At 65.1% G+C, this 26,062-nt stretch carries 22 protein-coding genes and 1 pseudogene; 8 read left to right on the top strand and 15 right to left on the bottom strand.

Translation table 11 applies throughout. The features are described from left to right. Nucleotides 1–46 precede the first annotated feature (46 nt). Complete coding sequence (locus O6P39_RS22960; protein WP_275608697.1) at nt 47–1,063, top strand: helix-turn-helix domain-containing protein; 1,017 nt, start codon at nt 47–49, stop codon at nt 1,061–1,063. A gap of 40 nt (nt 1,064–1,103) precedes the next feature. Here the strand turns inward: O6P39_RS22960 and pgi are convergent, their stop codons facing one another. The 11 genes from pgi to dksA form a co-directional block, all read right to left on the bottom strand. After that, nucleotides 1,104–2,768, bottom strand: a complete 1,665-nt coding sequence (gene pgi, locus O6P39_RS22955) for a glucose-6-phosphate isomerase (protein WP_275608696.1) — start codon at nt 2,766–2,768, stop codon at nt 1,104–1,106. 86 nt (nt 2,769–2,854) lie between these two features. Further along, on the bottom strand, nt 2,855–3,235 hold the full coding sequence (panD, locus tag O6P39_RS22950; RefSeq protein WP_017518923.1) for an aspartate 1-decarboxylase: 381 nt from the start codon (nt 3,233–3,235) through the stop codon (nt 2,855–2,857). A 120-nt stretch (nt 3,236–3,355) separates the two neighbouring features. Beyond that, nucleotides 3,356–4,207 carry a pantoate--beta-alanine ligase gene (panC, locus tag O6P39_RS22945; RefSeq protein ID WP_275608695.1) on the bottom strand — a complete coding sequence of 284 codons (852 nt, stop codon included), beginning with the start codon at nt 4,205–4,207 and terminating at the stop codon, nt 3,356–3,358. Beyond that, on the bottom strand, nt 4,204–5,004 hold the full coding sequence (panB, locus tag O6P39_RS22940) for a 3-methyl-2-oxobutanoate hydroxymethyltransferase (protein WP_275608694.1): 801 nt from the start codon (nt 5,002–5,004) through the stop codon (nt 4,204–4,206). Before panB ends, panC begins: the two co-directional genes overlap by 4 nt. Nucleotides 5,005–5,143: 139 nt before the next feature. After that, nucleotides 5,144–5,629 (bottom strand): 2-amino-4-hydroxy-6-hydroxymethyldihydropteridine diphosphokinase, encoded by a 486-nt coding sequence (gene folK / locus O6P39_RS22935; RefSeq protein WP_275608693.1) that lies wholly within the window; start codon nt 5,627–5,629, stop codon nt 5,144–5,146. Next, a complete protein-coding gene (locus tag O6P39_RS22930; RefSeq protein ID WP_275608692.1) occupies nt 5,626–7,032 on the bottom strand; it encodes a polynucleotide adenylyltransferase PcnB in 1,407 nt (468 codons plus the stop codon). Before O6P39_RS22930 ends, folK begins: the two co-directional genes overlap by 4 nt. Nucleotides 7,033–7,772: 740 nt before the next feature. Further along, a complete protein-coding gene (locus tag O6P39_RS22925; RefSeq protein ID WP_275608691.1) occupies nt 7,773–9,209 on the bottom strand; it encodes a sigma-54 dependent transcriptional regulator in 1,437 nt (478 codons plus the stop codon). 26 nt (nt 9,210–9,235) lie between these two features. After that, nucleotides 9,236–12,187: a sensor histidine kinase gene (locus O6P39_RS22920; protein ID WP_275608690.1), complete on the bottom strand. Its 2,952-nt coding sequence runs from the start codon at nt 12,185–12,187 to the stop codon at nt 9,236–9,238. Beyond that, the gene (locus O6P39_RS22915; protein WP_275608689.1) at nt 12,171–12,347 is read right to left on the bottom strand and encodes a hypothetical protein; all 177 of its coding nucleotides are present in this window, start codon (nt 12,345–12,347) and stop codon (nt 12,171–12,173) included. The genes O6P39_RS22920 and O6P39_RS22915 overlap by 17 nt, the downstream gene beginning before the upstream one ends. A gap of 231 nt (nt 12,348–12,578) precedes the next feature. Beyond that, nucleotides 12,579–13,466, bottom strand: coding sequence for a tRNA glutamyl-Q(34) synthetase GluQRS (gene gluQRS, locus O6P39_RS22910; protein WP_275608688.1), 888 nt, complete (start codon nt 13,464–13,466; stop codon nt 12,579–12,581). Nucleotides 13,467–13,537: 71 nt separating this feature from the next. Further along, nucleotides 13,538–13,981 (bottom strand): RNA polymerase-binding protein DksA, encoded by a 444-nt coding sequence (gene dksA / locus O6P39_RS22905; RefSeq protein ID WP_015478905.1) that lies wholly within the window; start codon nt 13,979–13,981, stop codon nt 13,538–13,540. 333 nt (nt 13,982–14,314) lie between these two features. Here dksA and O6P39_RS22900 point away from each other — a divergent pair, with 333 nt between their 5' ends. Continuing rightward, nucleotides 14,315–15,487, top strand: a complete 1,173-nt coding sequence (locus O6P39_RS22900; RefSeq protein ID WP_275608687.1) for a pyridoxal phosphate-dependent aminotransferase — start codon at nt 14,315–14,317, stop codon at nt 15,485–15,487. Then, nucleotides 15,487–16,194 (top strand): DNA/RNA nuclease SfsA, encoded by a 708-nt coding sequence (gene sfsA, locus O6P39_RS22895; protein ID WP_275608686.1) that lies wholly within the window; start codon nt 15,487–15,489, stop codon nt 16,192–16,194. The genes O6P39_RS22900 and sfsA overlap by 1 nt, the downstream gene beginning before the upstream one ends. A 115-nt stretch (nt 16,195–16,309) precedes the next feature. Here the strand turns inward: sfsA and O6P39_RS22890 are convergent, their stop codons facing one another. After that, nucleotides 16,310–16,639 (bottom strand): Rieske 2Fe-2S domain-containing protein, encoded by a 330-nt coding sequence (locus tag O6P39_RS22890; protein WP_275608685.1) that lies wholly within the window; start codon nt 16,637–16,639, stop codon nt 16,310–16,312. 518 nt (nt 16,640–17,157) lie between these two features. Here O6P39_RS22890 and O6P39_RS22885 point away from each other — a divergent pair. From O6P39_RS22885 to O6P39_RS22870, 4 genes and pseudogenes are all read left to right on the top strand, one after another. Continuing rightward, nucleotides 17,158–17,364: pseudogene (locus O6P39_RS22885) on the top strand (hemin ABC transporter substrate-binding protein); the annotation flags it as partial. Nucleotides 17,365–17,414: 50 nt separating this feature from the next. Continuing rightward, nucleotides 17,415–18,398: an iron chelate uptake ABC transporter family permease subunit gene (locus O6P39_RS22880; protein ID WP_275612013.1), complete on the top strand. Its 984-nt coding sequence runs from the start codon at nt 17,415–17,417 to the stop codon at nt 18,396–18,398. Further along, on the top strand, nt 18,398–19,165 hold the full coding sequence (locus O6P39_RS22875; RefSeq protein WP_275608684.1) for a heme ABC transporter ATP-binding protein: 768 nt from the start codon (nt 18,398–18,400) through the stop codon (nt 19,163–19,165). The genes O6P39_RS22880 and O6P39_RS22875 overlap by 1 nt, the downstream gene beginning before the upstream one ends. 11 nt (nt 19,166–19,176) lie before the next feature. Continuing rightward, nucleotides 19,177–20,064, top strand: a complete 888-nt coding sequence (locus O6P39_RS22870) for a ChaN family lipoprotein (RefSeq protein ID WP_275608683.1) — start codon at nt 19,177–19,179, stop codon at nt 20,062–20,064. 528 nt (nt 20,065–20,592) lie between these two features. Here O6P39_RS22870 and O6P39_RS22865 read toward each other — a convergent pair. From O6P39_RS22865 to O6P39_RS22855, 3 genes are all read right to left on the bottom strand, one after another. Then, entirely contained in the window at nt 20,593–21,393 is an 801-nt protein-coding gene (locus tag O6P39_RS22865) for a cyclic nucleotide-binding domain-containing protein (protein ID WP_275608682.1), read from the bottom strand. Between the two features lie 104 nt (nt 21,394–21,497). Further along, nucleotides 21,498–21,770 (bottom strand): TfoX/Sxy family protein, encoded by a 273-nt coding sequence (locus O6P39_RS22860; RefSeq protein ID WP_207882802.1) that lies wholly within the window; start codon nt 21,768–21,770, stop codon nt 21,498–21,500. A gap of 189 nt (nt 21,771–21,959) precedes the next feature. Next, on the bottom strand, nt 21,960–23,522 hold the full coding sequence (locus O6P39_RS22855) for a bifunctional aminoglycoside phosphotransferase/ATP-binding protein (RefSeq protein ID WP_275608681.1): 1,563 nt from the start codon (nt 23,520–23,522) through the stop codon (nt 21,960–21,962). Between the two features lie 206 nt (nt 23,523–23,728). Between O6P39_RS22855 and mrcB the strand changes: the two genes are divergently transcribed. Continuing rightward, nucleotides 23,729–26,053 (top strand): penicillin-binding protein 1B, encoded by a 2,325-nt coding sequence (gene mrcB / locus O6P39_RS22850; protein WP_275608680.1) that lies wholly within the window; start codon nt 23,729–23,731, stop codon nt 26,051–26,053. Nucleotides 26,054–26,062 lie beyond the last annotated feature (9 nt).

Below are 26,062 nucleotides of genomic sequence, written 5' to 3'. Positions count from 1 at the left end.
CGGGACTTTCAGCTTGCCCGGAGCGAATCTGTCACTTATGACAGCAATGAGTGAATATCTGCCAATGGCCTTCCTGGAGATTGCCCGGATGAGTACTCCTCACCCTGTGCTGTTACTGGTCTTCCCCGACTTCCAGTTGCTGGACGCCACGGGGCCTGCGGACGTGTTCGCCGCGGTGGATGAACACCTTCTGCCGGTCGCGCGACCGGCTTATCGTCTGCAGGCCCTTTCACCTATCGGCGGGTTGGTGCGCTCCAGCACCGGCCTGGAACTGTCCACTTCGCCACTGCCTGAGCCGGCGGAAGCGTCGGGGTGCACGCTGCTGGTCGCCGGCGGTTACGGCGTGCAGTCGGCCATGCAGCAAGGGGAAATCGCCCGCTGGCTGGCACAGGCGGCGCCCCTGGCCGCACGTTGCGGCTCGGTGTGCACGGGCGCCTTCCTGCTGGCCCAGGCCGGGCTGCTGGACGGCCGTCCGGTGGTGACCCACTGGCGCTACACCGAGTTGTTGCAGCGGCTGTTTCCTCGCGTGCAGGTGATGCCGGACGCCCTGTTCGTACGCGACGCGCAGCTCTACAGCTCCGCCGGGGTTACCGCCGGCATGGACCTGTGCCTGAGTCTGGTGGAGGAGGATCACGGTCGCGAGCTGTCACTGAACGTTGCGCGAGGACTGGTGATGTATCTGCGCCGTCCCGGCGGACAACGCCAGTTCAGTGCGGAATTGCTGGCCCAGCAGGCTCCGCCGAACGGGCAGATGGAGCAACTGGTGGCATGGCTGCGGAAGAGGCTTGATCAGACGCTGGACGTGGACGCGATGGCCGCGCAAATGGCGATGTCGACGCGGACCCTGCACCGGCATTGCCAGGCGGAGATGGGCATGACGCCGGCCAAGCTGCTGCTGCAGTTACGTCTGGAAAAGGCCAGCAAATTGCTGGAGGGTGGAGAGTCTTCGCTCAAGCGTGTGGCGCAGCACACGGGGTTCGGCAGCGAGTACAACCTGCGGCGCGCCTTCGTGCAGGCTCTGGGGGTAACGCCCGGGGAGTACCGGCAGCGCTTTTGCCGATGAGCAGGGACGGATGCGCGGTGCGCATCCGTCCACTCTGGCCTCAACCGCGGTGGCGGCCGCGGAAGAAGTCGATCAGGCCTTGGGTGGAGGCGTCCTCGGCGGCGCTTTCCTCGCTGCCCACCAGACGGCCGTAGATCGCCTTGCCCAGCTCCTTGCCCAATTCCACGCCCCACTGGTCGAAGGCGTTGATGCCCCAGAGGATGCTCTGCACGTAGACCTTGTGCTCGTACATGGCGATCAGCGCGCCCAGGCGGCGGGCACTGATGCGCTCCATCACCAGGGTGTTGCTCGGGCGGTTGCCCGGGATCACCTTGTGCGGCGCCAGACGCTGCACCTCCGCCTCGTCCAGGCCCTTGGCGCGCAGTTCGGCCTCGGCTTCGGCGTGGCTCTTGCCGGTCATCAGGGCCTGGCTCTGCGACAGGCAGTTGGCGTAGAGCCATTGGTGATGGTCGGCCACCGGGTTGTAGCTGGACACCGGGACAATGAAGTCCGCCGGGATCAGGTGGGTGCCCTGGTGCAGCAACTGGTGGTAGGCGTGCTGGCCGTTGCAGCCCACGCCGCCCCAGATCACCGGGCCGGTGCCGGCGGAGACCGGGGTGCCGTCCTGGCGCACGCTCTTGCCGTTGGACTCCATGTCCAGCTGCTGCAGGTGGTCGGTGATGTTCCGCAGGTAGTAGTCGTAGGGCAGGATCGCGTGGCTGCGAGCGCCCCAGAAGTCGCCGTACCAGACGCCGAGCAGGCCCAGCAGGACCGGAATGTTGCGCTCGAAGGGCGCGGTGAGGAAATGCTGGTCCATGTTGTAGGCACCGGACAGCAGTTCCTTGAAGTTGTTGATCCCCACCGACATGGCGATCGGCAGACCGATGGCCGACCACAGCGAGTAGCGGCCGCCGACCCAGTCCCACATGGGGAAGACGTTTTCCGGGCGAATGCCGAAGGCGGCAGCCGCCTCCTTGTTGCTGGAAACCGCGATGAAGTGGCGGTAGAGCTCTGCTTCGTTGCCGCCCTGGGCCAGGTACCAGGCGCGGGCAGCCTGGGCGTTCTTCAGGGTCTCCAGGGTGCCGAAGGACTTCGACGAGACGATGAACAGCGTGGTCTCGGCGTTGAGCTTGGCGGTCATCTCGCGGAACTCACTGCCGTCGATGTTCGCCAGGTAATGGCAGCGCACGCCTTTCTGGGCGAACGGCAGCAGCGCCTCGGACACCAGCTGCGGGCCGAGGAAGGAGCCGCCGATGCCAATGTTCACCACGTCGGTGATCGGCTTCTCGGTGTAACCGCGCCACAGGCCGTTGTGCACGGCGGATACCAGCTCGGTCATCTGGTGCAGTACGCGGTGCACCTCGGGCATCACGTCCTTGCCATCCACCAGCACCTTGTCGCCGATGGGGCGGCGCAGCGCGGTGTGCAGTACCGGGCGGCGCTCGGAGGCGTTGATCACGTCACCACGGAACATCGATTCGATGGCCTCGCCCAGCTTGGCCTCTTCCGCGAGCTTGACCAGTAGCTCGAGGGTGTCCTGGCGGATCAGGTTCTTCGAGAAGTCGAGGAACAGGCCGCAGGCGCTGAGGGAGAAACGCTTGAAGCGCTCAGGGTCCTTGGCAAACGCCTCGCGCATCGAGAAGTTCTGTAGCTCCTGGCGATGGACGGCCAGCGCCTGCCAGCTCTTCAATTGCGTGGCATCCAGCGGAGTGAGGTGGTGTTCCATGACGTACCTTCGGGGGTGTGGCGTGCGTGTTTGAACGTTTGCTCTCGACCTTGAAAGAAGCCCGGTGGTTCCGGGCTTTTTCTGGGTCAGGCGAGCTGAACCGGGATGGCGTTGCTGGTGTGGCTGAGTTCGTTGCCGGGCGCCATGTACAGCATGCGCGGCTGGTAGCCTTCCAGCTCGGCGTCGCTGAACTGAGCGTACGCGCAGATGATCACCCGGTCACCCACCTTGGCCTTGTGGGCAGCGGCGCCGTTGACCGAAATCATTCGCGAGCCTTCCTCGCCACGGATGGCGTAGGTGGTGAAGCGTTCGCCGTTGTCGACGTTGTAGATCTGGATCTGTTCGTACTCGCGGATCCCCGCGAGATCGAGCCATTCGCCATCGATGGCGCAGGAGCCTTCGTAATCGAGCACGGCGTGGGTGACTTCGGCGCGGTGCAGTTTGGCTTTGAGCATGATGCTCTGCATGGCGTGGCTCCTCTTTTTCTGGATACGGGAGTGCGGTGCGAGTATGCCCGAGCACCGGAGACCCCTCAAGGCCGCGGCTGGCGCGGCCTTGAGGCGAGATTCCGGTAGTCGTGCGGGGGTTTAGTCGATGTGGAAGGCGAGATTGTCGATCAGGCGAGTGGTGCCGAGGAAGGCCGCCACCAGGATCACCAACTGACGATCTTCTGCCGTTGCCGGACGCAGCCCGGCCGATTCGCGGATTTCCAGGTAGTCGATGCGCAGGCCGGCCTGTTCGATCTGCTGGCGCCCTTCGGCGAGCAGCGCTGCGTAATCACGCGCACCGCCACGAACCTGCTCGGCGAGCTGTTTCAGGGTGCGGTAGAGCACCGGCGCGGTAGCGCGTTGGTCATCGTTCAGGTAGCCATTGCGCGAGGACAGCGCCAGGCCGTCCTCGGCGCGCACGGTCGGCTCGCCGAAGATCTGCACCGGCAGGTTCAGGTCGCGCACCAGCTTGCGAATCACCGCCAACTGCTGGAAGTCTTTCTCGCCGAACAACGCCATGTCCGGCTGGACCATGTTGAACAGCTTGCACACCACGGTGGCGACGCCATCGAAGTGCCCAGGACGGCTGCCGCCGCACAGGCCTTCGGAGACGCCGGTCACGTGCAGGCGGGTCTGGCCGTCCATGCCGTCGGGGTACATCTCCTCGACGGTCGGCGCGAACAGCAGGTGGCAGCCGGCGTTGAGCAATTTCTCCTGGTCGGCGGCGAGGGTGCGCGGGTACTTGTCCAGGTCTTCGCTGGGGCCGAACTGCAGCGGGTTGACGAAGATGCTGGCAACGACGAAATCGGCGCGCTGGCTGGCCTTGGTCACCAGCGCGGCGTGACCGGCGTGGAGGTTGCCCATGGTCGGGACCAGCGCGATGCGCTTGCCTTCACTGCGGGCGCGGGCCACCGCGGCACGCAGCTCGCGGACTGTTTTTACCGTGTTCATGAGGCGAATCCGTGCTCCGGGCCGGGGAAGGAGCCGTCTTTCACGGCCTTGACGTAGGCGACCATGGCCGAAGCGATATCCGGCTGGCCCTCCATGAAGTTCTTCACGAACTTCGGCGCGCGGCCGGTCAGCGACAGGCCGAGCATGTCGTGCATCACCAGCACCTGGCCGTCGGTGCCGGCACCGGCGCCGATGCCGATTACCGGGATCTTCACGGCTTCGCTGATTTCCTGGGCCAGCGCCGACGGAACGCACTCCAGCAGCAGCATGGCGGCACCGGCCTGTTCCAGGGCGATGGCGTCGGCGCGCAGCTGGCGGGCCTGGTTTTCCTGGCGGCCCTGGACCTTGAAACCGCCGAACAGGTTGACCGACTGCGGGGTCAGGCCCAGGTGCGCGCATACCGGAATGCCGAGCTGCGCCAGGCGCACGATCGGCTCGGCGAGCCAGGCGCCGCCTTCCAGCTTGACCATGTGGGCGCCGGCCTGCATGACCGTTACCGAGTCGCGCAGCAGGCGTTCCAGGGAAGTACCCGATTCGAACGGCAGGTCGGTGAGGATCAGCGAGCCCTTGTTGCCGCGCTTAACGGCGGAGGTGTGGTAGGCCATGTCCTGGATGGTGACCGGGAGCGTGCTGTCGTGTCCTTGCAGCACCATGCCCAGGGAGTCACCGATCAGCAGCACGTCGGCGCCGGCCTGGCTGGCAACGTGCGCGAAGGTGGCGTCGTAGGCGGTCAGCATTGCGATCTTCTCGCCGCTTTGCTTGAGACCTTGCAGGGTGGTCAGGGTGACATCAGGCATGAAAGTGTCCTCAGTTCTGCGCCGGGCAGGGGCAAACGGGCACCTATAGTCCGGATGGGGCGGACCGAAGTCAATTGCGGGTGTTACCGGACTGTTACGGCGTTACTGCCACTGCGCCCCACATGGGGCGCAGGATGCCTCAGGACAGCCGCTCCAGGCCGGAGAACGGACAGGCGGCCAGCAGGTCGGGCAGCGTCTTGCCGTTGGGCAGTTGCAGATTTGGGGCGAGGTCTGCCAGCGGGTAGAGCACGAAGGCGCGGGCGTGCATGTGGTAGTGCGGCACGCACAGGCGCGGTTCGTCGATCAGGCGGTCGCCGAACAGCAGGATGTCGAGGTCCAGCGTGCGCGGACCCCAGCGTTCGTCCTTGCGCACCCGGCCCTGTTCCAGTTCGATGGCTTGCAGGGCGTCGAGCAGCGCCAGCGGTTCCAGTTCGGTGTCCAGCGCCGCCACGGCATTGACGTAGCGCGGCTGCTCCGGCGGACCCAGCGGGTCGCTCGCATAGAGAGGAGAGACTCCCGCCAGCGTGGTCGCCGGCAGTTGCTGAAGGGCCTTCAGCGCCGCCTCGAGCTGCTGGCGCGGCTCGGCGAGGTTACTGCCGAGTCCAAGGTAGACACGCTCGCTCATTCGTTACCGGCGCCTTCACCGCTGTTACGCGGACCGCGACGACGGCGATTGGCACCGCCACGACGGCGCTTGCGCGGCGCGCCGCTGCTTTCTTCCTGGCTGGAGAGGTTGCGGATCATGCCGCGACGCTCGCCATCGCTGGCTTCCTGGTAGTCGGTCCACCAGTCGCCCAGGCCGCCGGTTTCCTCGCCGGCGCTCTCGCGCAGCAGGAGGAAGTCGTAGCCGGCGCGGAAGCGCGGGTTTTCCAGCAGCAGGTCGGCTTTCTTGCCCTGTCGGCGCGGCAGGCGTTCCTGCATGTCCCAGATCTCGCGGATCGGGATGGTGAAGCGCTTGGGCACCGCCGTGCGCTTGCACTGCTCGATGATCAGCTCGTGGGCGGCTTCCTGCATCGCAGGGATCGGCGGCATGCCGCGCTCCTGCAGCTTCAGCGCGCGAGCGGGCAGGGCGGGCCAGAGTAGCGCGGCGAACAGGAAGGCCGGCGTAACCGGCTTGCCCATGCGGATGCGTTCGTCGGTGTTGGCCAGCGCCTGACGCATCAGTTTGCCGGCGTACTCGGGGTCTGCTTTCAGCGCCTTGGCACTGGCCGGGAACAGTGGTGCGAACAGGTCGTACTCGGTGAGCAGCTCGAAGGTGCGCTCGGCCTTGCCGCTCAGGAACAGTTTGAGCACTTCGTCGAACAGGCGCGCCGAAGGGATTTCGTTGAGCAGGTGCGCCAGGCGGCGGATCGGCGCGGCGCTGTGCTTCTCGATCTCGAAGTCCAGCTTGGCGGCGAAGCGTACGGCGCGCAGCATGCGCACCGGGTCTTCCAGGTAACGCTGCTCCGGATCGCCGATCAGGCGCACCAGGCGGTTGCGGATGTCATGCACGCCGTGGGCGTAGTCGAGGATGCGCTCGCCGGTGACGTCGAAATACAGGGCATTGATGGTGAAGTCGCGGCGTTGCGCGTCATCTTCCAGCGTGCCGTAGACGTTGTCGCGCAGGATGCGCCCGGCTTCGTTGCGCGAGGCGTGGGCGCTGTCGGCATCGTCATCGGTCTGCGGATGATTGGCACGGAAGGTGGCGACTTCGATGATCTCGCGGCCGAAGTGGACGTGGACCAGCTTGAAGCGGCGACCGATCACCCGTGCATTGCGGAATTCCGCGCGAACCTGCTCGGGGGTTGCGCTGGTGGCGACGTCGAAGTCCTTCGGCGCAATGCCCAGCAGCGGATCGCGTACGCCGCCGCCGACGATGTAGGCCTGGTAGCCGGCCTTCTGCAGGCGTTCCACGACATTCACCGCGTTCCTGCTGAACTGATCCCGCCGCAGCGAATGCTGATGGTTGCCAATGACTTCCGGGGTAGTGCGGACGGCGCGCGGACGGCGCAGTGGGGATCGGATGGACTGGATCAGCTTTTTCAGCATGTGTGCACTATCGGGGAATGAATGTAGGGGTAGCCAGCGCAGAGCCCTGTAGCCTGGGGCTTTCGAGGGGATGTCTGCTGCCTGGAAACAAATGGCAGCAATTCCGGTGCCGTCTGCGCCGCGGCGATTCTAGCATCGTGGGGTGGGATGATGAAGAAAAGAGGAAAAAAGGACTTGCGGGGAGAAGGGGAGAGGGTGTAGCGAAAGCTACTGGGGGAGCCGAGGCTCCCCCCCAAATAGGTGCGTGCTTTGTTTTTATTATGATGCCGGGCTTGTTGTTTTTGTTTGTTGACCCGTCCCTCGAAGCCAGTTGCTTCGGGGATGCTCCCCATGAGGGGATCCAATAGCAAACGGATTGCTTTGGTCGCTGAGTAAGCGATGATCTTGCGATCCAACCAGTCCTCGTGCTGCCTTCAAGCAGTTTTATTCTTCTCTGACTGGTTGCGGGACTGATCCCGACGGCTACTCTTCTCCAAAAGAATCAGTTAGCTGCGCCTCCGCGATTTTGTTTTTGTTGTGCTGGAGTCGTTTCGTCTTGTTCTTATTTTGAGTTGTCGTGCTTGTTATTGTTGTTGTGCCAATAACAAAGCAGATGCCGTGCCAACTTTTTCAAATCCTTATTTTTCAATGGTTTGCGAGGGTTCATCCCTGAGGGGCGGGCACAAAAAAGCCGGGTTTTCGTTACCGATGAACCCGGCTTTTGTTACGGAGCATGTCCCCGGTAACAGTGTGGGGGCCTGTTACGAGTCCGCCGACGCACCCGATTTGCGGCGCGGGATACCCAGGCGCTGGCGACGTTCCCACAGGCATTTGCGGCTGATCCCCAGCTTGCGGGCCAGCTCGGTTTCGGTCATGTGATCCTGGTGTTCGAGGACGAAGTGTTGGAAGTAATCTTCCAGCGACAGGTCCTCGGTGGGCTCGTGGTTGCTGGCGTTGCCGTTGGTCGGGCGGGCGTCGAGCTCTTCCGCGAAGTCGTCTTCCAGATCGTCCAGTTCGATGTCGATGCCCAGCAGGTCGGCCGGAATCTCCAGGCCTTCGCTGAGAATCACCGCGCGCTCGATGGCGTTCTCCAGCTCGCGCACGTTACCCGGCCACGGGTAGTGGCGGATGGCCTGTTCGGCTTCGTGGGAGAAGCTCAGCACCGGGCGCCCCATCTGGGAGCACTGGCGCGCCAGGAAGGCGCGTGCGATCTCCATGACGTCCGCGCCACGCTCGCGTAGCGGCGGCAGCTTCAGCGAGATGACGTGCAGGCGGTAATAGAGGTCTTCGCGGAACTGGCCGGTCTTGGCCAGCATCTTCAGGTCGCGGTGGGTGGCGGCGATCAGGCGCACGTCGACCTTCTGCGACTGTACCGAGCCCACGCGGCGGATTTCGCCTTCCTGCAGTACGCGCAGCAGGCGCGCCTGGGCTTCCAGCGGCAGTTCGCCGATCTCGTCGAGGAACAGGGTGCCACCGTCGGCGGCTTCCACCAGACCCGCGCGGCCGGCGCTGGCGCCGGTAAACGCACCCTTCTCGTGGCCGAACAGTTCGGATTCGATCAGGGTTTCCGGGATCGCCGCGCAGTTCACCGAAATCAACGGTGCCTTGGTGCGCTTGGAAAGGTTGTGCAGGGCGCGGGCGACCAGTTCCTTGCCGGTACCGGACTCGCCCTGGATCAGTACGTTGGAATCGGTGGGAGCGACCTTGCGGATCTTGGTGTACAGCTCCTGCATCGGCGGGCAGGAGCCGATGATGCCGATTTCGCCGTCCGCCGGGGCGGTGTTACCGCTGCTACGCTCGGCCGCCTTGGCGTTACCGCGGGCTTCCGCCGGGGCGTTACGGGCTTCCTGGCGATCCTTGAGGATGCGCGCCACGGCCTGGAGCATTTCGTCGTGGTCGAAAGGCTTGGCGATGTAGTCCACCGCGCCCATCTTCATCGAGTCCACTGCCGAACGCAGGCTGGCGTAGCTGGTCATGATCAGCACCGGGGTGCCCTGGGCCAGCTTGATCAGTTCGGTGCCGGGTGCGCCGGGCAGGCGCAGGTCGCTGACGATCATGTCGAAGGTCGGGATGCTGTAACGCTCCTGGGCCTCCTGCACCGAGCCAGCCTCGCTGACCTGGTACTGGTTCCGCTCGAGCAGCCGTCGCAGGGCGGAACGGATGATGGTTTCGTCTTCGACGATGAGGATATGTGCCATGTATTCAGCTCTCTCGACGTGCTCGTTTACTGCTCGGCCGTCGGGCCAGGATGCCGCGGCAAAGTGACGCTGATGCGGGTGCCGCATTCGCGTTCGGGGTCAGCCGGGCTGTCTATGGTGATTTGCCCATAATGCTCTTCCACGATCGAATAGACCAGTGCGAGGCCCAGGCCGGTCCCCTTGCCGGGGTCCTTGGTCGTGAAGAAGGGCTCGAACAGGCGCTCGATGATCGACTTGGGAATCCCGCTGCCTTCGTCCTCGACGATCAGGTCGACGGTTTGCTCCTGAGCCTCGGTGCGTACGCGGATCGCGCCATTGGACGGCGAGGCGTCGCGGGCGTTGGAGAGCAGGTTGATCAGGACCTGGGCCAGGCGCTGGGAATCGCCTTCGACCCAGTGCGCCGGATCGCACAGGTTGAAGAACTGCACGTCGACGCTGCGCTTGTTCAGCGACAGCAGGCCGATGGCTTCCTGGGCGACGTCGGCCAGGCACACCGGCTCGGCCGCCACCTGCTTGCCGCCGGCATGAGCGAAGCTCATCAGCGACTGCACGATGCGCGACACGCGCTTGGTCTGTTCGAGGATCTGTCCGCTGATCTCGGTCAGCTCGCTGTCGCCCTCGCGTTCTTCGCGCAGGTTCTGCGCGAGGCAGGCGATGCCGGTGATCGGGTTGCCGATCTCGTGGGCGACGCCGGCGGCCAGGCGGCCGATGGAGGCCAGGCGCTCGGAGTGGATCAGCTTGTCTTCCAGGGACTGGGTCTCGGTGAGGTCTTCCACCAGCAGCACCAGGCCACTGTTACCGGGCGCGAGGGGCTCCTCGATCGCCGCCTTGTGCAGGTTCAGCCAGCGGGTCTGGCCCTCGATGGACAGGCGTTGTTTGTGCAGGTGTTCGTCCGGCGCTTCGATGAAGCCTTCCAGAAGCCCCTTCCAGGGATCCGGCAGGGCGGCCAGGCGCGAGCCGACCACGCGTTGCGCGCTGACCCCGGTGAGGTCTTCGATGGCGCGGTTCCACATGAGGATTTCCTGGTCCTTGGCCAGCGAACACACGCCCATTGGCAGATCCTGCAGGGTCTGCCGATGGTAGCGACGCAGGGTGTCCAGTTCGGCGGCCAGGCCGGTGAGCCGGGAGTGATAGTCCTCCAGGCGGCTCTCGATGAAGTGGATGTCCTCGGTAACGTAGCTTTCGCTGCTGGCTTTATAGGGCAGGAAGGTTTCCACCATGTCCTGCGCCACGCTCGGGCCCATCAGGCCGGAGAGGTTGGCTTCGATGCGATCGCGCAGGCGGCGCAGGGCATAGGGACGGCGCTCGTCGAAGGGCAGGTGCAGGTCGCGCAGGGCTTGCTCCACCTCGCGCTGGGCGGTTTTGGCGCCCAGTGGCTTGGACAACTGGCTGGCGAACTCCTGCGGGGAGACGGCGATCAGCTCGCGACGTTGCGGGCGGCGGACATTGTCCACTGCACAGGCTTCGGCGGCGCCCTTTTCCTCGTCGCTGGCCTCGGTGAACAGCGAGACCAGGGTGAACACCAGCACGTTGGCGGCCAGCGAGGCCAGCGCCGCGAGATGCCAGGTGGTGTCGTCGAGCACGTAGAGCGAATCGAACAGCGGCACGTAGATGCTCTGCAGGTTCGCCATCAGCGGGGTGAGCATGGTCATGCCCCACACCAGCATGCCGGCCACCAGGCCGGCGATGAAGCCGCGACGGTTGGCGGTCGGCCAGTAGAGCACGGCCAGCGCGCCGGGGAGGAACTGCAGGGTGGCGACGAAGGAGACTATCCCTAAGTTCGACAGGTCCTGCTCGGCGCCCAGCAGCAGGTAGAAGGCATAGCCGGCCATGATGATCGCGGCGATCAGTGCGCGGCGGGTCCACTTCAGCCAGCGGTAGATGTTGCCTTCGGCTGGCGGCTGGTAGAGCGGCAGCACCAGGTGGTTGAGCACCATGCCCGAGAGCGCCAGGGTCATCACGATGATCAGGCCGCTGGCGGCGGAGATGCCGCCGATGAAGGCGGTGAGCGCCAGGGCCGGGCTGTCCACCGAGATACCCAGGCCGAGGGTGAAGTATTCCGGGTTGGTCGAGGCGCCCAGGTGCAGGCCGGCCCAGAGGATTGGCGGCACTGCCAGGCTCATCGGCAGCAGGAACAGCGGCAGTCCCCAGCTGGCGCTGAGCAGCGCGCGCGGGTTGAGGTTCTCGGTGAAGGTCATGTGGAACATGTGCGGCATCACGATGGCCGAGGCGAAGAACACCAGCAGCAGCGTGCGCCACGGTCCCTCGGCCAGCGGCGTGTGCAGGGTGCTCAGGGCTTCCTGGTTCTGCAGCAGCCAGACTTCCAGGCCATCCGGCCCGCCGAACACGCCGTAGAGGGCGAACAGGCCGATGGCGCCCAGCGCCACCAGCTTGACCAGCGACTCGAAGGCGATCGCCATTACCAGCCCTTCATGGCGCTCACGGGTGGCGATGTGGCGCGCACCGAAGAGGATGGCGAACAGGGTGATCAGTGCGCAGAACGCCAGTGCCGCGCGGTTGGGCTCGGACTCGCGGGTGAGGATGCTGATCGAGTCGGTCACCGCCTGGATCTGCAATGCCAGCATCGGCAGCACGCCGATCAGCATGAACACCGTGGTCAGAGCGCCGGCCCAGGTGCTGCGGAAGCGGAAGGCGAACAGGTCGGCCAGCGAAGACAGCTGGTAGGCGCGGGTGATGCGCAGGATCGGGTAGAGCAGCACCGGCGCCAGCAGGAAGGCGCCGGAGACGCCCAGGTAGATCGCCAGGAAGCCGTAGCCGTACTGGTAGGCGAGGCCGACCGTGCCGTAGAAGGCCCAGGCGCTGGCGTACACACCCAGCGACAGGGTGTAGATCAACGGATGGCGCACCAGCCAGCGGGGCACGAAGCCACGCTCGGTGATCCAGGCGACACCGAAGAGAACCATCAGGTAGGAGGCGCTGATCAGGATCAGCTGGGTAAGGCTAAAGCTCGTCAGCATCGCGCTGGCTCTGCAGGATGAAGGTGACGACGATCAGGATCAGCCACAGCAGGTAGGGTCGGTACCAGGCGCCGTGGGGCTCGATCCACCAGTCCATGATGGCCGGTGAGAACAGGTAGATGCCCACGACCAGGAGCAACACCAGTCGATAGATGTACATGTCGTCTCTCTCGTTGTTCGGCGGGCAGGCTACCTGTGCGCACAGTCGCCGGCAAGCCGGCCAGCGCTTGGCAGATCTTGTAGGAGCGAGCTTGCTCGCGAACGAACCCCGCGGTGGGGACCGGGTTCGCGAGCAAGGACTCGGCGTCCCCCTCGCTCCTACGAAAAGCAGTCCGCGAAACTCAGCGTGGCGCGATGTGCGCCACGGTCAATTGTGCAGCCTTATACAAGTCTAGAGGCGCGCGTCTTCCAGCGTCAGGCTGCGGGGGATGGCGGTCGCGTCCCAGTTTGCGATGCCCCAGGCGAGCACGTCGCGTGGCGTGGCCTGCAACAGATCGGCGGGCGGATTCTGGCCCAGCGCTTTCAGGGCGCGTACCAGCAACGGAGCGGCCTGGTCGGCTTCCAGCGGCGGCGAGCGGTAGGACTTGCCCAGCTTGTGGCCATCGGGCTGGATGATCAGCGGTACGTGCAGGTAACACGGCGCGGCGATGCCGAGCAGTTCCTGCAGGTAGAGCTGGCGCGGGGTGTTGTCCAGCAGGTCGGCGCCGCGAACGATATCGGTCACGCCTTGCCAGGCATCGTCCAGCACCACGGCCAGCTGATAGGCGAACAGCCCGTCGCGGCGGCGGATGATGAAGTCGCCCACTTCGCGGCCCAGGTGCTGGCGGAACTCGCCCTGCAGGCGATCGGTGAAGCGGTATTCCAGTTCCGGCACGCGGATGCGAATGGCGATGTCGCCGTGCCAGTCGTGCTGGGCGTCGCGGCAGGTGCCGGGATAGATGCCGCCGGTGCCTTCGAGCTGCTTGCGCGAGCAGGTGCAGGCGTAGGCCAGGCCGCTGCGCAGCCATTGCTCGACCTGCGCGGCGTAGGCATCGCCGCGCTCGCTCTGGCGTTCCACCGGGCCGTCCCATTCGAAGCCGTAGCGTTCGAGGGTCTCCAGGATCGCTGCCTGGGCGCCGGGCATCTCTCGCGGCGGGTCGAGGTCTTCCATGCGCACCAGCCATTTGCCGCCCACTGCGCGCGCGTCCAGGTAGGACGCGACGGCGGCCACCAGCGAACCGAAATGCAGGTAGCCGCTGGGCGTGGGGGCGAAACGTCCGACGTAGCGGGAGGCGGGCATGAAAGCTCTCTGGAAAGAAAAGGCATAAACGAAACGGGGCGCCGCAGCGCCCCGTTCGGGATCAACCAGGCTCAGGAGCCCAGCTGCTTTTCCTTGATTTCCGCCAGGGTCTTGCAGTCGATGCACAGGGTGGCGGTGGGGCGGGCTTCCAGACGGCGGATGCCGATCTCGACGCCGCAGGAGTCGCACCAGCCATAATCGTTGTCTTCGATCAGCTGCAGGGTCTCGTCGATCTTCTTGATCAGCTTGCGCTCGCGGTCGCGGGCGCGCAGCTCGAGGCTGAACTCTTCTTCCTGGCTGGCACGGTCGGCCGGGTCCGGGAAGTTCGCCGCTTCGTCCTGCATGTGGTGCACGGTGCGGTCCACTTCTTCCATCAGCTCAACTTTCCATTTGTTGAGGATGGAGGTGAAGTGCGCGCGCATGCGATCGCTCATGTACTCCTCGCCCTTGGTTTCCTGGTAGGGCTCGAAGCCACGAATCAGTTGGCTGCTCTGTTGTTTTGCTTTGGTGGGCATGGATGACCGCCTCTCACTCTCGCTAATCCTCTCGCGGATGGTCCTTCTCCGGCACTGCCGGCCCCGCGCTCGCAAGCGGGCGAACTTACCAGAACGATAACCGCGATGCTACTCCCGGTTGTCGAGCCTGCCGTCTCCCGCACATGACCTGGCGACCTGGTCGCCGATTCGATGGCCACCGCTATCGAATTTTCTATAAACACTTGCACGATCGCCTGTTTTTCATGAACGAAACGTGCATTTTCAACCAGTAATGACCGGGTTTCGGTGGTGCCCCTGTGTCACTCGGTGGCCTGTTAGAATTCCTACCTTGTCGCAAAGTTCGGAAAACCTATGGCTACTTCCTTCAGTGCACGCAGCCGCGCCATCGAGCCCTTCCACGTCATGGCGCTGCTGGCGCGCGCCAACGAGTTGCAGGCCGCGGGCCATGACGTCATACACCTGGAAATCGGCGAGCCGGATTTCACCACCGCCGCGCCGATCATCGCCGCAGGCCAGGCCGCGCTCGCCGCAGGACATACCCGCTACACCGCCGCCCGGGGCATACCGGCGCTGCGCGAGGCCATCGCCGGCTTCTACGCCGAGCGCTATCGCCTGTCGATCGACCCGCAACGCATCCTGATTACGCCCGGTGGCTCCGGCGCGCTGCTGCTTGCCAGCAGCCTGCTGGTGGACCCGGGCAAGCACTGGCTGCTGGCCGATCCGGGCTATCCGTGCAATCGCCACTTCCTGCGCCTGGTCGAAGGCGCCGCACAGCTGGTGCCGGTGGGGCCGGAGAGCCGCTACCAGCTCACGCCCGACCTCATCGAGCGGCACTGGGATCATGACAGTGTAGGCGCTCTGGCGGCATCGCCGGCGAATCCTACGGGCACCGTGTTGCACCGGGATGAACTGGCCGCGTTGTCCTCCGCGTTGAAGGCGCGCGGCGGCCATCTGGTGGTCGATGAGATCTACCACGGCCTGACCTACGGCATGGACGCCACCAGTGTGCTGGAAGTGGATAATGATGCCTTCGTGCTCAACAGCTTCTCCAAGTATTTCGGCATGACCGGCTGGCGCCTGGGCTGGCTGGTGGCGCCGACCGACGCGGTGGGTGAGCTGGAGAAGCTGGCGCAGAACCTCTACATCAGCGCGCCGAGCATGGCCCAGCATGCCGCGCTGGCCTGCTTCGAGCCGGAAACCCTGGCGATCTTCGAGGAGCGCCGTGCCGAGTTCGCTCGTCGCCGCGACTACCTTCTGCCGGCGCTGCGGGAACTGGGCTTCAGCATCGCGGTGGAGCCGGAGGGTGCCTTCTATCTGTACGCGGATATCAGCGCCTTTGGCGGCGATGCCTATGCGTTCTGCCAGCACTTCATCGAAACCGAGCACGTCGCCTTCACCCCGGGGGTGGACTTCGGCCGCTACCAGGCCTCGCACCATGTGCGCTTCGCCTACACCCAGAGCGTCGAGCGCCTGCAGCAGGCGGTGGAGCGCATCGCCCGTGGCTTGAAGAGCTGGCGTCCCTGATGCGTTTCGAGCCGGCGCTGGAGGAGGCACGCCTGATCAAACGCTACAAGCGCTTCCTGGCAGACATCGAGACCGCCCGTGGCGAGCGTCTGACCATTCACTGCCCTAACACGGGCTCGATGCTCAACTGCATGAGCGAGGGCTGCCGGGTCTGGTTCAGCCGCTCCAGTGACCCCAAGCGCAAGCTGCCGGGCACCTGGGAGCTGGTGGAAACGCCGCAAGGGCGCCTGGCCTGCGTGAACACCGGGCGCGCCAACCGGCTGGTGGAGGAAGCGCTGCTGGCCGGCCGCGTGGCTGAGCTGACGGGCTTCGACGAGCTTCGCCGCGAGGTGGCTTATGGACAGGAGAACAGCCGCGCCGATTTCCGCCTGATGTTTGCCGGCAAGCCGGTGTACGTCGAGGTGAAGAGCGTGACCCTGGGTTTCGACGACACCAGGGTCGCCGCCTTCCCGGACGCCGTGACCCAGCGCGGCGCCAAACACCTGCGCGAGCTGGCGGCGCTGGCCCGCGAGGGCATGCGGGCCGTGCTGCTGTATGCGGTGAACCTCTCGGACATCGACGCGGTGCGCCCGGCGGCGGAGATCGACGCGGCCTATGCCGCAGCGCTGGCGGAGGCGCATAACGCCGGGGTGGAAGTGCTGGCCTATGGTGCGCAGATCGATACGCAGGAAATCCGTCTTGGCCAGCCGTTGAAGGTGTTGTTGTAGTCCGGATTCCGCTGCGAGGATCGTTCGCGAGCAAGCTCGCTCCTACAGGTCTGCGTTGCGCTGCTCTTCGTAGGAGCGAGCTTGCTCGCGAACCGGCCCAGGTAGAGTTCCCAACCTAGTCCTCTTCCTGCTCATCCAGCCAGATTCCCTGCTCATCCTCATGACAGGGCAGGGCCTCCAGCCCATCCCCCAGACACGGTCCCTGGATGCACTCCCCGGTTTCGATCAGGAACAACGCCCCATGGTGGCCGCACTGCAACAGGCGGCCACTGCTATCGAGAAAGTTCTCCGCGTCATAGCCCAGCGGGATTTCCCGGTGTGGGCAGCGGTTGCGGTAGGCGTAAAGGCGGCCTTGGCGGCGCACTATGAAGAGGTTCAGGCCGCGGGCCTTGAAGCCCCGACTCTGGCCTTCGGCCAGTTCGTGCGGGGCGCAGAGCAGGATCATCAGGTTCTCCATCCGGGGCGGGCATTATCCGCGCACGGATGGCGGCACCGGAAGAGGGTGCACATCCTTGTGCTGAAGAGGGTGAGCCGGCTGGCCGTGGCATGACGGTCGCGTAGAGTGCAGCGATCCGGTGACGGCTGTTCTCGAAGAGGGGGACGCCAGGGGATGTTCAGCCAGCCGCTTGTGCCCGGCAGTCATCGCCGCCAGGCGTGTACGGGGTCGGTTTCGTCGATGTCGTGCCGGGGCTGTGCCAGTGGCCAGAGCGGGCCGCTGTCGAAGCGATTACAGGGCCACATCATACCCTAGGCAGGGGGCTCCATGGATTGGGGGCGCTGTGTAGCGGCGGATCGAAGATGGGTGGGTGAAAACTCGGCACAGACCATAGCGGCAGACAAATCTAAATGCAAATTGTTATCAGTGGATGATTTGCTGTGGCACGGCTTCCCTGTTGCACGGCGCGACGGGTTTCCCATGAACGAGGATTTCTGCGATGCCCAAGCACCGTGCTGCTGCTCGGGCATGCCGGCGGCCACAACCTGGCCACGCTCGCGGGCTACAAGGCACTGTCCATCGAGGCGCTGGTCGCGCCCGACCCGCAAGTGGTGATACTCCATCCGACGTTCCTGGAGGGCGGTCTGGGGCCGAGCATTCCGGATGGATTGGCCAGTCTCTCCCGAGCCTTTTATCCTTCCGCGCAGGCCCTGAACTCGGAAGGTCGTCCTTGACTCGGATCGTTGTTGCTCGACCGCTGCTCCTGCTACTCGGTTTTCTTCTGCTGCTGGTTGTCTGGCTGTCGCTGGCCCTTGGCCCGGTGAGCCTGCCGTTGGGCGACACCTTGCGGGCACTGGCGCGCCTGATCGGCTTGCCGGTGTCCGCCGACGCCCTGGGGCAGGCTGAACTGATCGTCGGCCAGATCCGCCTGCCGCGTACCCTGCTGGGTGTCGCCACCGGCGGCGTGCTGGCGCTGGCTGGCGTGGCCATGCAGGGGTTGTTCCGCAATCCGCTGGCCGACCCCGGCCTGATCGGTGTTTCCAGCGGCGCGGCCCTGGGGGCGGCGATCGCCATCGTCTTCGGTGCCTCCATCGGCGGGCTGCCGGAAGCACTCGCACCTTATCTGCTGTCCGCCTGCGCTTTCGCCGGTGGCCTGCTGGTGACGGCGCTGGTCTATCGCCTGGGCCGGCACAACGGGCAGACCAGCGTGGCCACCATGTTGCTGGCGGGCATTGCGCTCACGGCGCTGGCCGGGGCGCTGATCGGGCTGTTCACCTACCTGGCTGACGACGCCACGCTGCGTACGCTGACCTTCTGGAACCTGGGCAGCCTGAACGGCGCCAGCTATCACCGGTTATGGCCGTTGCTGCTGATCACTCTGCTGGTGGCCTGCTGGTTGCCGCGTCGGGTGGATGCGCTGAATGCGCTGCTGCTGGGCGAGTCCGAAGCGCGTCATTTGGGCTTCGACGTCGAACGCCTGAAGGTCGAGCTGATCCTGTGCACCGCGCTGGGCGTCGGTGCGGCGGTGGCGGCGGCCGGCATGATCGGCTTCATCGGCCTGGTGGTGCCGCATCTGCTGCGCCTGATCGTCGGCCCCGATCACCGGATACTGCTACCGGCGTCCATGTTCGGCGGCGCCATCCTGCTGCTGCTCGCCGACCTGGTGGCACGGCTGGCGCTGGCGCCGGCGGAACTGCCGATCGGCATCGTCACCGCGCTGATCGGCGCGCCGTTCTTCCTTTACCTGCTGATACGGGGGCGCTCCTGATGCTGACGGCGGAGAACCTGCTGGTGAAGCGCGGCGCGCAGACAGTCCTGCAGGGCGTTAGCCTGGCCTTGCAGCCGGGCGAAGTGCTTGGCGTTCTGGGGCCGAACGGCGCCGGCAAAAGTACCTTGCTGGGCGCCCTCAATGGCGAGCTGCCGCTGTCCGGCGGCGCTGTGCGCCTCGATGGACGTTCGCTGGCGGATTGGCAGGGTACCGACCGGGCGCGCCGCCTGGCGGTGCTGCCGCAGTCGTCGACGCTGAATTTCGCGTTCACGGTCGAAGCGGTGGTCGGCTTCGGTCGCTTGCCCCACGACAGCGGCCGCCAGCATGACCTTGAGATCGTCGCGGCGGCGCTGGAGGCCGCGGATGCCGCTCATCTGGCCGGACGCAGCTACCTGGCGCTGTCCGGTGGAGAGCGCCAGCGCGTGCACCTGGCGCGTGTACTGGCGCAGCTGTGGCCGGGCGGTGCGGAGCAGGTGTTGCTGCTGGATGAGCCGACCTCGGCGCTCGATCCGCTGCACCAGCACACCACGCTGCAGGCGGTGAGCGAGTTCGCCAAGCGCGGCGCGGCGGTGCTGGTGATCCTGCATGACCTGAATCTGGCGGCACGTTACTGTGATCGCCTGCTGTTACTGCACCAGGGGCGGTCGCATCTGCAAGGCACACCGGAGGAGGTGCTGCGCGCCGAGCCGCTGCGCACCGTGTTCGGGCTGGACGTGCTGGTCCAGCGGCATCCCGAGCGCGATCATCCACTGATCATCGCGCGCTGAATGGAGTTCACGTGAAGTACCTGCTGATTCCTGTGCTGGCGCTGTTGGCCGCTTGCCAGAGCCACATTTCCGCGCCGCCGCTGCCGACCTGGCAGAGTCCGGAGGGGCGTGACAATGTCGAGCTGGGCGTCATTCGCGACCTGCACAGCGGCGAGCAACTCACGCCGCAACAGTTGCTCGACCGGCTGGCCTCGGCGCCGCGCGTGCTCGTGGGCGAGCAGCACGACAATCCGGACCATCACGCCCTGGAACTCTGGCTGGCGCGCGCCTTGGCTGCGCGCCGCCCGAGCGGCAGCGTGTTGATGGAGATGATCAATCCGAACCAGCAGTCACGTGTTGCCGCCGCCCAGGTGGCAGCGGCCAGGGACGAGATGCCGACGGATCTGCTCGGCGCATTGGCGTGGCAACCGGGGTGGGACTGGTCGCTCTACGGCCCATTGGTGACCTGGTTGGTGAAGCAGTCGGTGCCGCTGCTCTCGGCCAACCTGGATCGCGGCGAGATCATGCGCATCTATGCCGAGCAGCCACAGTTGAAGGGCGTGCGTTCCACGACGGATGCTGTGCGCAACAGCCTGTTGGAGGACATTCGCGAATCCCACTGCGGCCTGCTGCCGGAAAACCAGTTGCCAGCAATGCTGGCGGTGCAGCAACAGCGCGACCGGCGCATGGCGGAGCGCCTGAAGGCGGCGCCGGAGCCTGCGCTCATGATCGCTGGTGGCTTCCACGCGCGGCGCGACCTGGGCGTGCCGCTGCACCTGGAAGACCTGGGGGCGGGGCAGGGCATGCAGGTGCTGATGCTGGTCGAGGTAGGCAAGACGGTTGCGCCGGTGCAGGCGGATTACGTCTGGTACACGCCGGCGCTGCCACCGACGGACTATTGCGCGGCGCTGCGCCAGTAGCTCAGGCAGCCAATCATGGACGGGGCCTGAAGGCCCCGTTTTCGTTGGCGTTGTATTTGGCGCGGGCAAAAAAAGACCCGGCAAGGTGCCGGGTCGAAACCGTGATTAGCCTGATGAGGAGATAATCTGAAGAGCCCGACTGCATGGTCTCTCGAGCTTATCCAACTGGCCTCGCAGCCAGTGAGTTAATAATAACCATTATCAATTGAGAGTCAATGCTTTTTTCTGCCCCGTGATCGATGGCGGGATTGGGGAGGATCGTCGCCCTCGATGAAAAAAACGCAGGCAAAAAAAGACCCGGCAAGGTGCCGGGTCGAAACCGTGATTAGCCTGATGAGGAGATAATCTGAAGAGTCCGACTGCGTGGTCTCTTGAGCTTACCGTCTGGCCTCGCGACCAGATGGCTCAATAATAATCATTATCATTTGAGAGTCAACCTCCTTTCGCAAAGTTTTTCGCGCCCGCGAAAACGTTCCGCCGAAAAACGAAAAGCCCGGCACTGGGCCGGGCTTCCGCTGGGGATGCGCCTCAGCTGGCCTGTCGTTGCACGCGCAACTGGGTGACTTCCTTGTTCAGCAGGTCAATGCGTCGGGCCATGCCTTCGATCAGGCTGTGGGCGATGCGCGGGTTGCTCTGCATCAGGCCGAGGAACTGGTCCTTGGGGATGACCATCACTGTGCAGGGCTCGCTGGCGATGACCGAGGCGCTGCGTTTCTCGCGGGTGAACACCGCCATGGCGCCGAAGATCTCGTCCTTCTGCACGTCACCGACCTTCTGCCCGTCGACGAAGGCTTCCGCGTGGCCTTCGATGATGATGAACACGTGCTCGGCGTCGTCGCCCTGCTCGATCAACTGAGCGCCGGCGGCGAAATGCTGGAAGCCGGTGGCCGGGCGGATCTCTGGTTGCTTCAGGTGCGCCAGGGCGTCGGAGAGCAGGGCGGTATGGCCGATCAGGTAGTGCAGGAACAGCTCCTGGCGGTGCTCGTCGGCATGGATATGGCGGAGCACGTCGCTGCGCAAATACGGGATCAGGCACAGCGGCTCTTCGGTGACGTATCGGCAGGGCGGCAGATCGATGCCCTGGCGCAGGCCGACCAGGTCGCCCTCCTGCAGATAGAACAGCGGGCGTTCGTCCACCAGGGCATGGACCAGGCCATTCTCGATGAGAAACAGATGCTTGTCGGGCAGCTCGGCCTCGAGATCGTCGGAACGTTCGAGGCGAATCGGATCGCCGCTGGAGGCCAGGCCAGCAAGCAGTTGCACCGGAATTCCCTGCAGGCGGTTGATCAGCTCATCGGCATAGGCAGGTTGTTCACCGAGTAGGTACATGGCCGTAATTCCTTGAATGGCGGCAGTCGAGGGCGCACGAAGGGCCCTGAGACCATAAGCGGACAGGTACTTTTGCGTAAAGATTTTCCCACGGAGCTTGTGAGCTAGCTCTTGTTCCTCATGGGGAAAGTCTCAAGCTCGCCCAGGAGCGCGGCCTTGTGGGCCGGTGGAAGGTCATTCCAGTGCACGTCGAGCAGGGCCCCTTCGATGGCATACAGAAGCACCTTCGAAGCACGGAAACCACGGGCCCTGACCGCCCGGTAAGCGCCAACGGCGCCCAGCCGGCGGAGGTCGGAGGCACTGTGGATACCTACGGCATGCAGCCACTGGGCGGAGGTCTTGCCAAGATTCTTCAGGTGCAGCAGTTCGTCGTTCATCGTCGGTCCTTGCGATGCGGCACGATCAGGCATGGGGTTCGGGGCCGTGAACTGCTCATAGCGGCCGGGTATACACAAGGCAAGTGTAGCGTGGCTTTGTGATATCGCCCTGCGCGAGCGGCAGGGCGGGAAGGGGCGGGGATACGCGGGCCGGAGCTGCCTTCCTGGCGATTCCGGCCGGTGCAGGAGTCAGAGCCCCGGGAGGCGCTGGCGGATGCTGGCGACCAGGGCGTCCAGGCTGGCGGCATCCGGGGTGTCGACGCGCTTGCTGTGCTGCTGTTCTTCGTCGCTGAGCGGCTCGCGGGCGGCCTGCTGGGCCTGGACGGTCGCCAGGGTGGCGTCCGACGGGTCGTTGCCTTCGCTCTGGCGTTGGGCGAGCCAGCCGGCGATGACGCTTTCCGGCGCCTGGCAGTCGAGGATGAGGAAGGGCACGCCGGTTTCCTCGGCCATCTTCCAGGCGGCCGCACGCTGGTCGCGTTTGAGGAAGGTGGCGTCCAGCACCACCGGGTAGCCGGCGCGCAGGATGTCCGCGGCCAGGGCGTTCAGGCGCTGGTAGGTCGTCAGTGTGGCGTCGGCGGAGTAGATGCCGCTCTGGTGCTGGCCGCGTTGCTCGGCGCTTTGTTCGCCGAACAGGCGCTTGCGCTCGACGTCGGAACGCAGGCGGATGGCGCCCAGGGCTTCCACCAGGCGCAAGGCCACCTGGCTCTTGCCAACGGCGGACACGCCGACGGTCACGGCCAGGAAGCGCGACGGGATGGCACTGTAGCTTTCCGCCAGGTTGGCGTAGTTGCGGTACTGGCGCAGGGTCGCGGCCTTCTGCACGGCGTCGGTCTGGTGCGCCAGGCTGAACAGAGCGATCTTGGCGCGCACCAGGGCGCGATAGGCCTTGTAGAAGTTCAGCAGCTCCAGCGACTGGTAGTCGCCGGTGAACTCCAGGTACTGGCTGACGAAGCGCCGCGACAGGCACTTCAGGCCGCGGTCTTCAAGGTCCATGGCGAGGAAGGCGTAGTCGGCGGTGACGTCGGTGAAGCGGAACGGTTCGTTGAACTCGATGCAGTCGAACAGCACCACCTTGTCGTCGATGATGGCGGCGTTGCCCAGGTGTATGTCGCCGTGGCACTCCCGGATGAAGCCGTTGGCCTTGCGCGACTCGAACACGCCGTGCAGGCGCTCGAAACTGGACTCGGCCCAGGCTTCAAGGGCGTCGAGTTGCAGCAGATCGGCCTTGTCCGAAAGCATCGGGCGGATCTGCTCGAAGTTCTGCCGCACGGGAGCCATGCAGGCGTCCGGGGTGCCCAGCGGGTGTTCGACCGGGACCTGCGGGGTGCGCAGGTGGAAGTCGGCGATCTGCAGGGCCAGTCCGTCGATGTGCGCGGCGCCGAGTTCGCCGCGGGCCTGCACTTCGCTGAGCAGCTGGGATTGCGGGAATTCACGGCACTGGATCATGTACTCGATGGCCGGACCTTCGCCGCCCAGGCGCGGAGCACTCTCGCTACCGGTGATCGGCAGCACGTCGAGGTACAGGCCTTCGGTGAGGCGCTGGTTGAGGCGCAGCTCTTCCTCGCAGAAGTGCTTGCGCGCGGCCAGGTCGGTGAAGTCGAGGAAGCCGAAGTTGACGGGCTTCTTAATCTTGTAGACGTAGGAGCCGGTGAGCAGGACCCAGGAAATGTGGGTTTCGATGACCCGGAAGCTTTCGACCGGATGAGGGTAGAGCGCCGGGTTCTGCAGCGCAGCGATCAGAGTCTGGCTCACGTTATGTCCTTGTCTGTCTATTTTCGAGAGGCAGGCATTATGGCCGCTGGGTCTGGTGGTGCAAACCCGCGAGGCAACCATTCCGTCGCGCCGGGGTCGAAGCACGGCAGTCCCGGCGCCACCGTGCGCCAGTGCCTGGCAAGAACCCGGATACCGTCTGGAACGGTGTCTGTCCCCTGTGGATAAAGTACGTATAATGCGCCGCCATGACGCGTCCCCGATCTTCCAAATCCCGTAAAAAAAGCGGCAAATCGTCGCCTGCCATGCGCAAGTGGCTGGGCTGGGCTCTCAAGCTCGGTCTGGTCGGCATTGTGCTGCTCGCCGGTTTTGCCGTGTATCTCGATGCGGTTGTCCAGGAGAAATTCTCCGGCAAGCGCTGGACCATTCCGGCCAAGGTGTATGCCCGTCCGCTGGAACTGTTCGTCGGCCTGAAACTGGGCAAGGACGACTTCCTGCGCGAGCTGGATGCGCTGGGCTATCGCCGCGAAAACGCGGTGAACGGTCCGGGCGCTGCCTCGGTCTCCGGCAATTCGGTCGAGCTCAACACCCGCGGCTTCCAGTTCTATGAAGGCGCCGAGCCCGCCCAGCGGATTCGCGTGCGCTTCTCCGGCAACTCCATCACCGGGTTGAGCGCCGCCAATGGCGCCGACCTCGCGGTGGCGCGCATGGAGCCGCTGTTGATCGGTGGCCTCTACCCGGCACACAACGAAGACCGCATCCTGATCAAGCTCGATCAGGTGCCGCCGTACCTGATCGACACCTTGGTGGCGGTGGAAGACCGCGACTTCTGGACTCATCACGGGGTTTCGATCAAGTCGATCGCCCGTGCCGTCTGGGTCAACGCCAGCGCCGGCCAGCTGCGCCAGGGCGGCAGCACCCTGACCCAGCAGTTGGTGAAGAACTTCTTCCTGACCAACGAACGCAGCCTGTCGCGCAAGCTTACCGAAGCCATGATGGCGGTGCTGCTGGAGCTGCATTACGACAAGCGCGAAATCCTCGAGAGCTACCTGAACGAGGTGTTCCTCGGCCAAGACGGCCAGCGCTCGGTGAATGGCTTCGGTCTCGCCAGCCAGTACTTCTTCAGTCAGCCGCTGTCGGAGTTGAAACTGCCGCAGGTCGCGCTGCTGGTCGGCATGGTGAAGGGGCCCTCCTATTACAACCCGCGCCGCAATCCGGAGCGCGCGCTGGAGCGCCGCAACGTGGTGCTCGACGTGCTCGCCGAGCAGGGTGTCATCACTCCCGAAGAGGCCGCCACCGCCAAGCAGGCGCCGTTGGGCGTGACCCGTCAGGGCAGCATGGCCAACAGCTCCTACCCGGCCTTCCTCGACCTGGTGAAGCGTCAGCTGCGCGAAGACTACCGGGATGAAGACCTGACCGAAGAAGGTCTGCGCATCTTCACCAGCTTCGACCCCATCCTGCAGATGAAGGCCGAGTCCGCCGTCAGCGAGACCTTCAAGCGCCTCGACGGGCGCAAGGGTGTTGCCGAGACCGAAACCGCGATGGTCGTGACCAACCCGGAGACCGGTGAGATCCAGGCGCTGATTGGCAGCCGCGATCCGCGCTTCGCCGGCTTCAACCGTGCCATCGACGCGAAGCGGCCGATCGGTTCGCTGGTCAAGCCGGCGGTCTACCTGACCGCGCTGGAGCAGCCGAGCCAGTACACCCTGACCAGCTACATCCAGGACGAGCCGTTCCAGGTGAAGGGCAAGGATGGGCAGGTCTGGAAGCCGCAGAACTATGACCACCAGGCGCGCGGCACCATCTTCCTCTACCAGGGGCTGGCCAACTCGCTGAACCTGTCCACGGCCAAGCTCGGCCTGGACCTGGGCGTGCCGAACGTGCTGAAGACTCTGGAGCGTCTGGGCGTCACGACGGACTGGCCGGCCTTCCCATCGATGTTGCTGGGCGCCGGTGCGCTGAGCCCGATGCAGGTGGCGACCATGTACCAGACCATCGCCAGCGGCGGCTTCAACACGCCGCTGCGGAGCATTCGCAGTGTGCTGGCGTCCGATGGTCAACCGCTCAAGCGCTATCCGTTCCAGGTCCAGCAGCGCTTCGATCCGGGCGCCATCTATCTGGTGCAGAACGCCATGCAGCGCGTGATGCGCGAGGGCACCGCGCGCTCGGTCTACAACCAGCTGCCGTCCTCGCTGACCCTGGCCGGCAAGACTGGCACTACCAACGATTCCCGCGACAGCTGGTTCTCCGGTTTCGGCCAGGACCTGCTGGCGGTGGTCTGGATCGGCCGCGACGACAACGGCAAGACGCCGCTGACCGGCGCCACCGGTGCACTGCAGATCTGGACCAGCTTCATGCGCAAGGCCGATCCGCTGCCGCTGGACATGCCGATGCCGGATAATGTGGTGCAGGCCTGGGTCGATCCGCACACCGGGCAGGGCACCGATGCCAACTGCCCCGGCGCGGTGCAGATGCCTTATATTCGAGGAAGCGAACCGGCCGCTGGCGCCGGTTGCGGAATCCAGGCGCCGGCCAACGAAGTCATGGACTGGGTGCGTGGCTGGCTGAATTGATGCGAGAGG

Source organism: Pseudomonas sp. PSE14 (assembly GCF_029203285.1).
Lineage (GTDB): Bacteria > Pseudomonadota > Gammaproteobacteria > Pseudomonadales > Pseudomonadaceae > Pseudomonas.
This window is presented reverse-complemented; position numbering and strand designations above follow the sequence as displayed.

Excerpts from the sequence above, each read along its gene's own strand:
- O6P39_RS22960 (WP_275608697.1), top strand. The coding sequence starts at position 47 with ATGAGTGAATATCTGCCAATGGCCTTCCTGGAGATTGCCCGGATGAGT.
- pgi (WP_275608696.1), bottom strand. The coding sequence starts at position 2,768 with ATGGAACACCACCTCACTCCGCTGGATGCCACGCAATTGAAGAGCTGG.
- panD (WP_017518923.1), bottom strand. The coding sequence starts at position 3,235 with ATGCAGAGCATCATGCTCAAAGCCAAACTGCACCGCGCCGAAGTCACC.
- panC (WP_275608695.1), bottom strand. The coding sequence starts at position 4,207 with ATGAACACGGTAAAAACAGTCCGCGAGCTGCGTGCCGCGGTGGCCCGC.
- panB (WP_275608694.1), bottom strand. The coding sequence starts at position 5,004 with ATGCCTGATGTCACCCTGACCACCCTGCAAGGTCTCAAGCAAAGCGGC.
- folK (WP_275608693.1), bottom strand. The coding sequence starts at position 5,629 with ATGAGCGAGCGTGTCTACCTTGGACTCGGCAGTAACCTCGCCGAGCCG.
- O6P39_RS22930 (WP_275608692.1), bottom strand. The coding sequence starts at position 7,032 with ATGCTGAAAAAGCTGATCCAGTCCATCCGATCCCCACTGCGCCGTCCG.
- O6P39_RS22925 (WP_275608691.1), bottom strand. The coding sequence starts at position 9,209 with ATGGCACATATCCTCATCGTCGAAGACGAAACCATCATCCGTTCCGCC.
- O6P39_RS22920 (WP_275608690.1), bottom strand. The coding sequence starts at position 12,187 with ATGCTGACGAGCTTTAGCCTTACCCAGCTGATCCTGATCAGCGCCTCC.
- O6P39_RS22915 (WP_275608689.1), bottom strand. The coding sequence starts at position 12,347 with ATGTACATCTATCGACTGGTGTTGCTCCTGGTCGTGGGCATCTACCTG.
- gluQRS (WP_275608688.1), bottom strand. The coding sequence starts at position 13,466 with ATGCCCGCCTCCCGCTACGTCGGACGTTTCGCCCCCACGCCCAGCGGC.
- dksA (WP_015478905.1), bottom strand. The coding sequence starts at position 13,981 with ATGCCCACCAAAGCAAAACAACAGAGCAGCCAACTGATTCGTGGCTTC.
- O6P39_RS22900 (WP_275608687.1), top strand. The coding sequence starts at position 14,315 with ATGGCTACTTCCTTCAGTGCACGCAGCCGCGCCATCGAGCCCTTCCAC.
- sfsA (WP_275608686.1), top strand. The coding sequence starts at position 15,487 with ATGCGTTTCGAGCCGGCGCTGGAGGAGGCACGCCTGATCAAACGCTAC.
- O6P39_RS22890 (WP_275608685.1), bottom strand. The coding sequence starts at position 16,639 with ATGATCCTGCTCTGCGCCCCGCACGAACTGGCCGAAGGCCAGAGTCGG.
- O6P39_RS22875 (WP_275608684.1), top strand. The coding sequence starts at position 18,398 with ATGCTGACGGCGGAGAACCTGCTGGTGAAGCGCGGCGCGCAGACAGTC.
- O6P39_RS22865 (WP_275608682.1), bottom strand. The coding sequence starts at position 21,393 with ATGTACCTACTCGGTGAACAACCTGCCTATGCCGATGAGCTGATCAAC.
- O6P39_RS22860 (WP_207882802.1), bottom strand. The coding sequence starts at position 21,770 with ATGAACGACGAACTGCTGCACCTGAAGAATCTTGGCAAGACCTCCGCC.
- mrcB (WP_275608680.1), top strand. The coding sequence starts at position 23,729 with ATGACGCGTCCCCGATCTTCCAAATCCCGTAAAAAAAGCGGCAAATCG.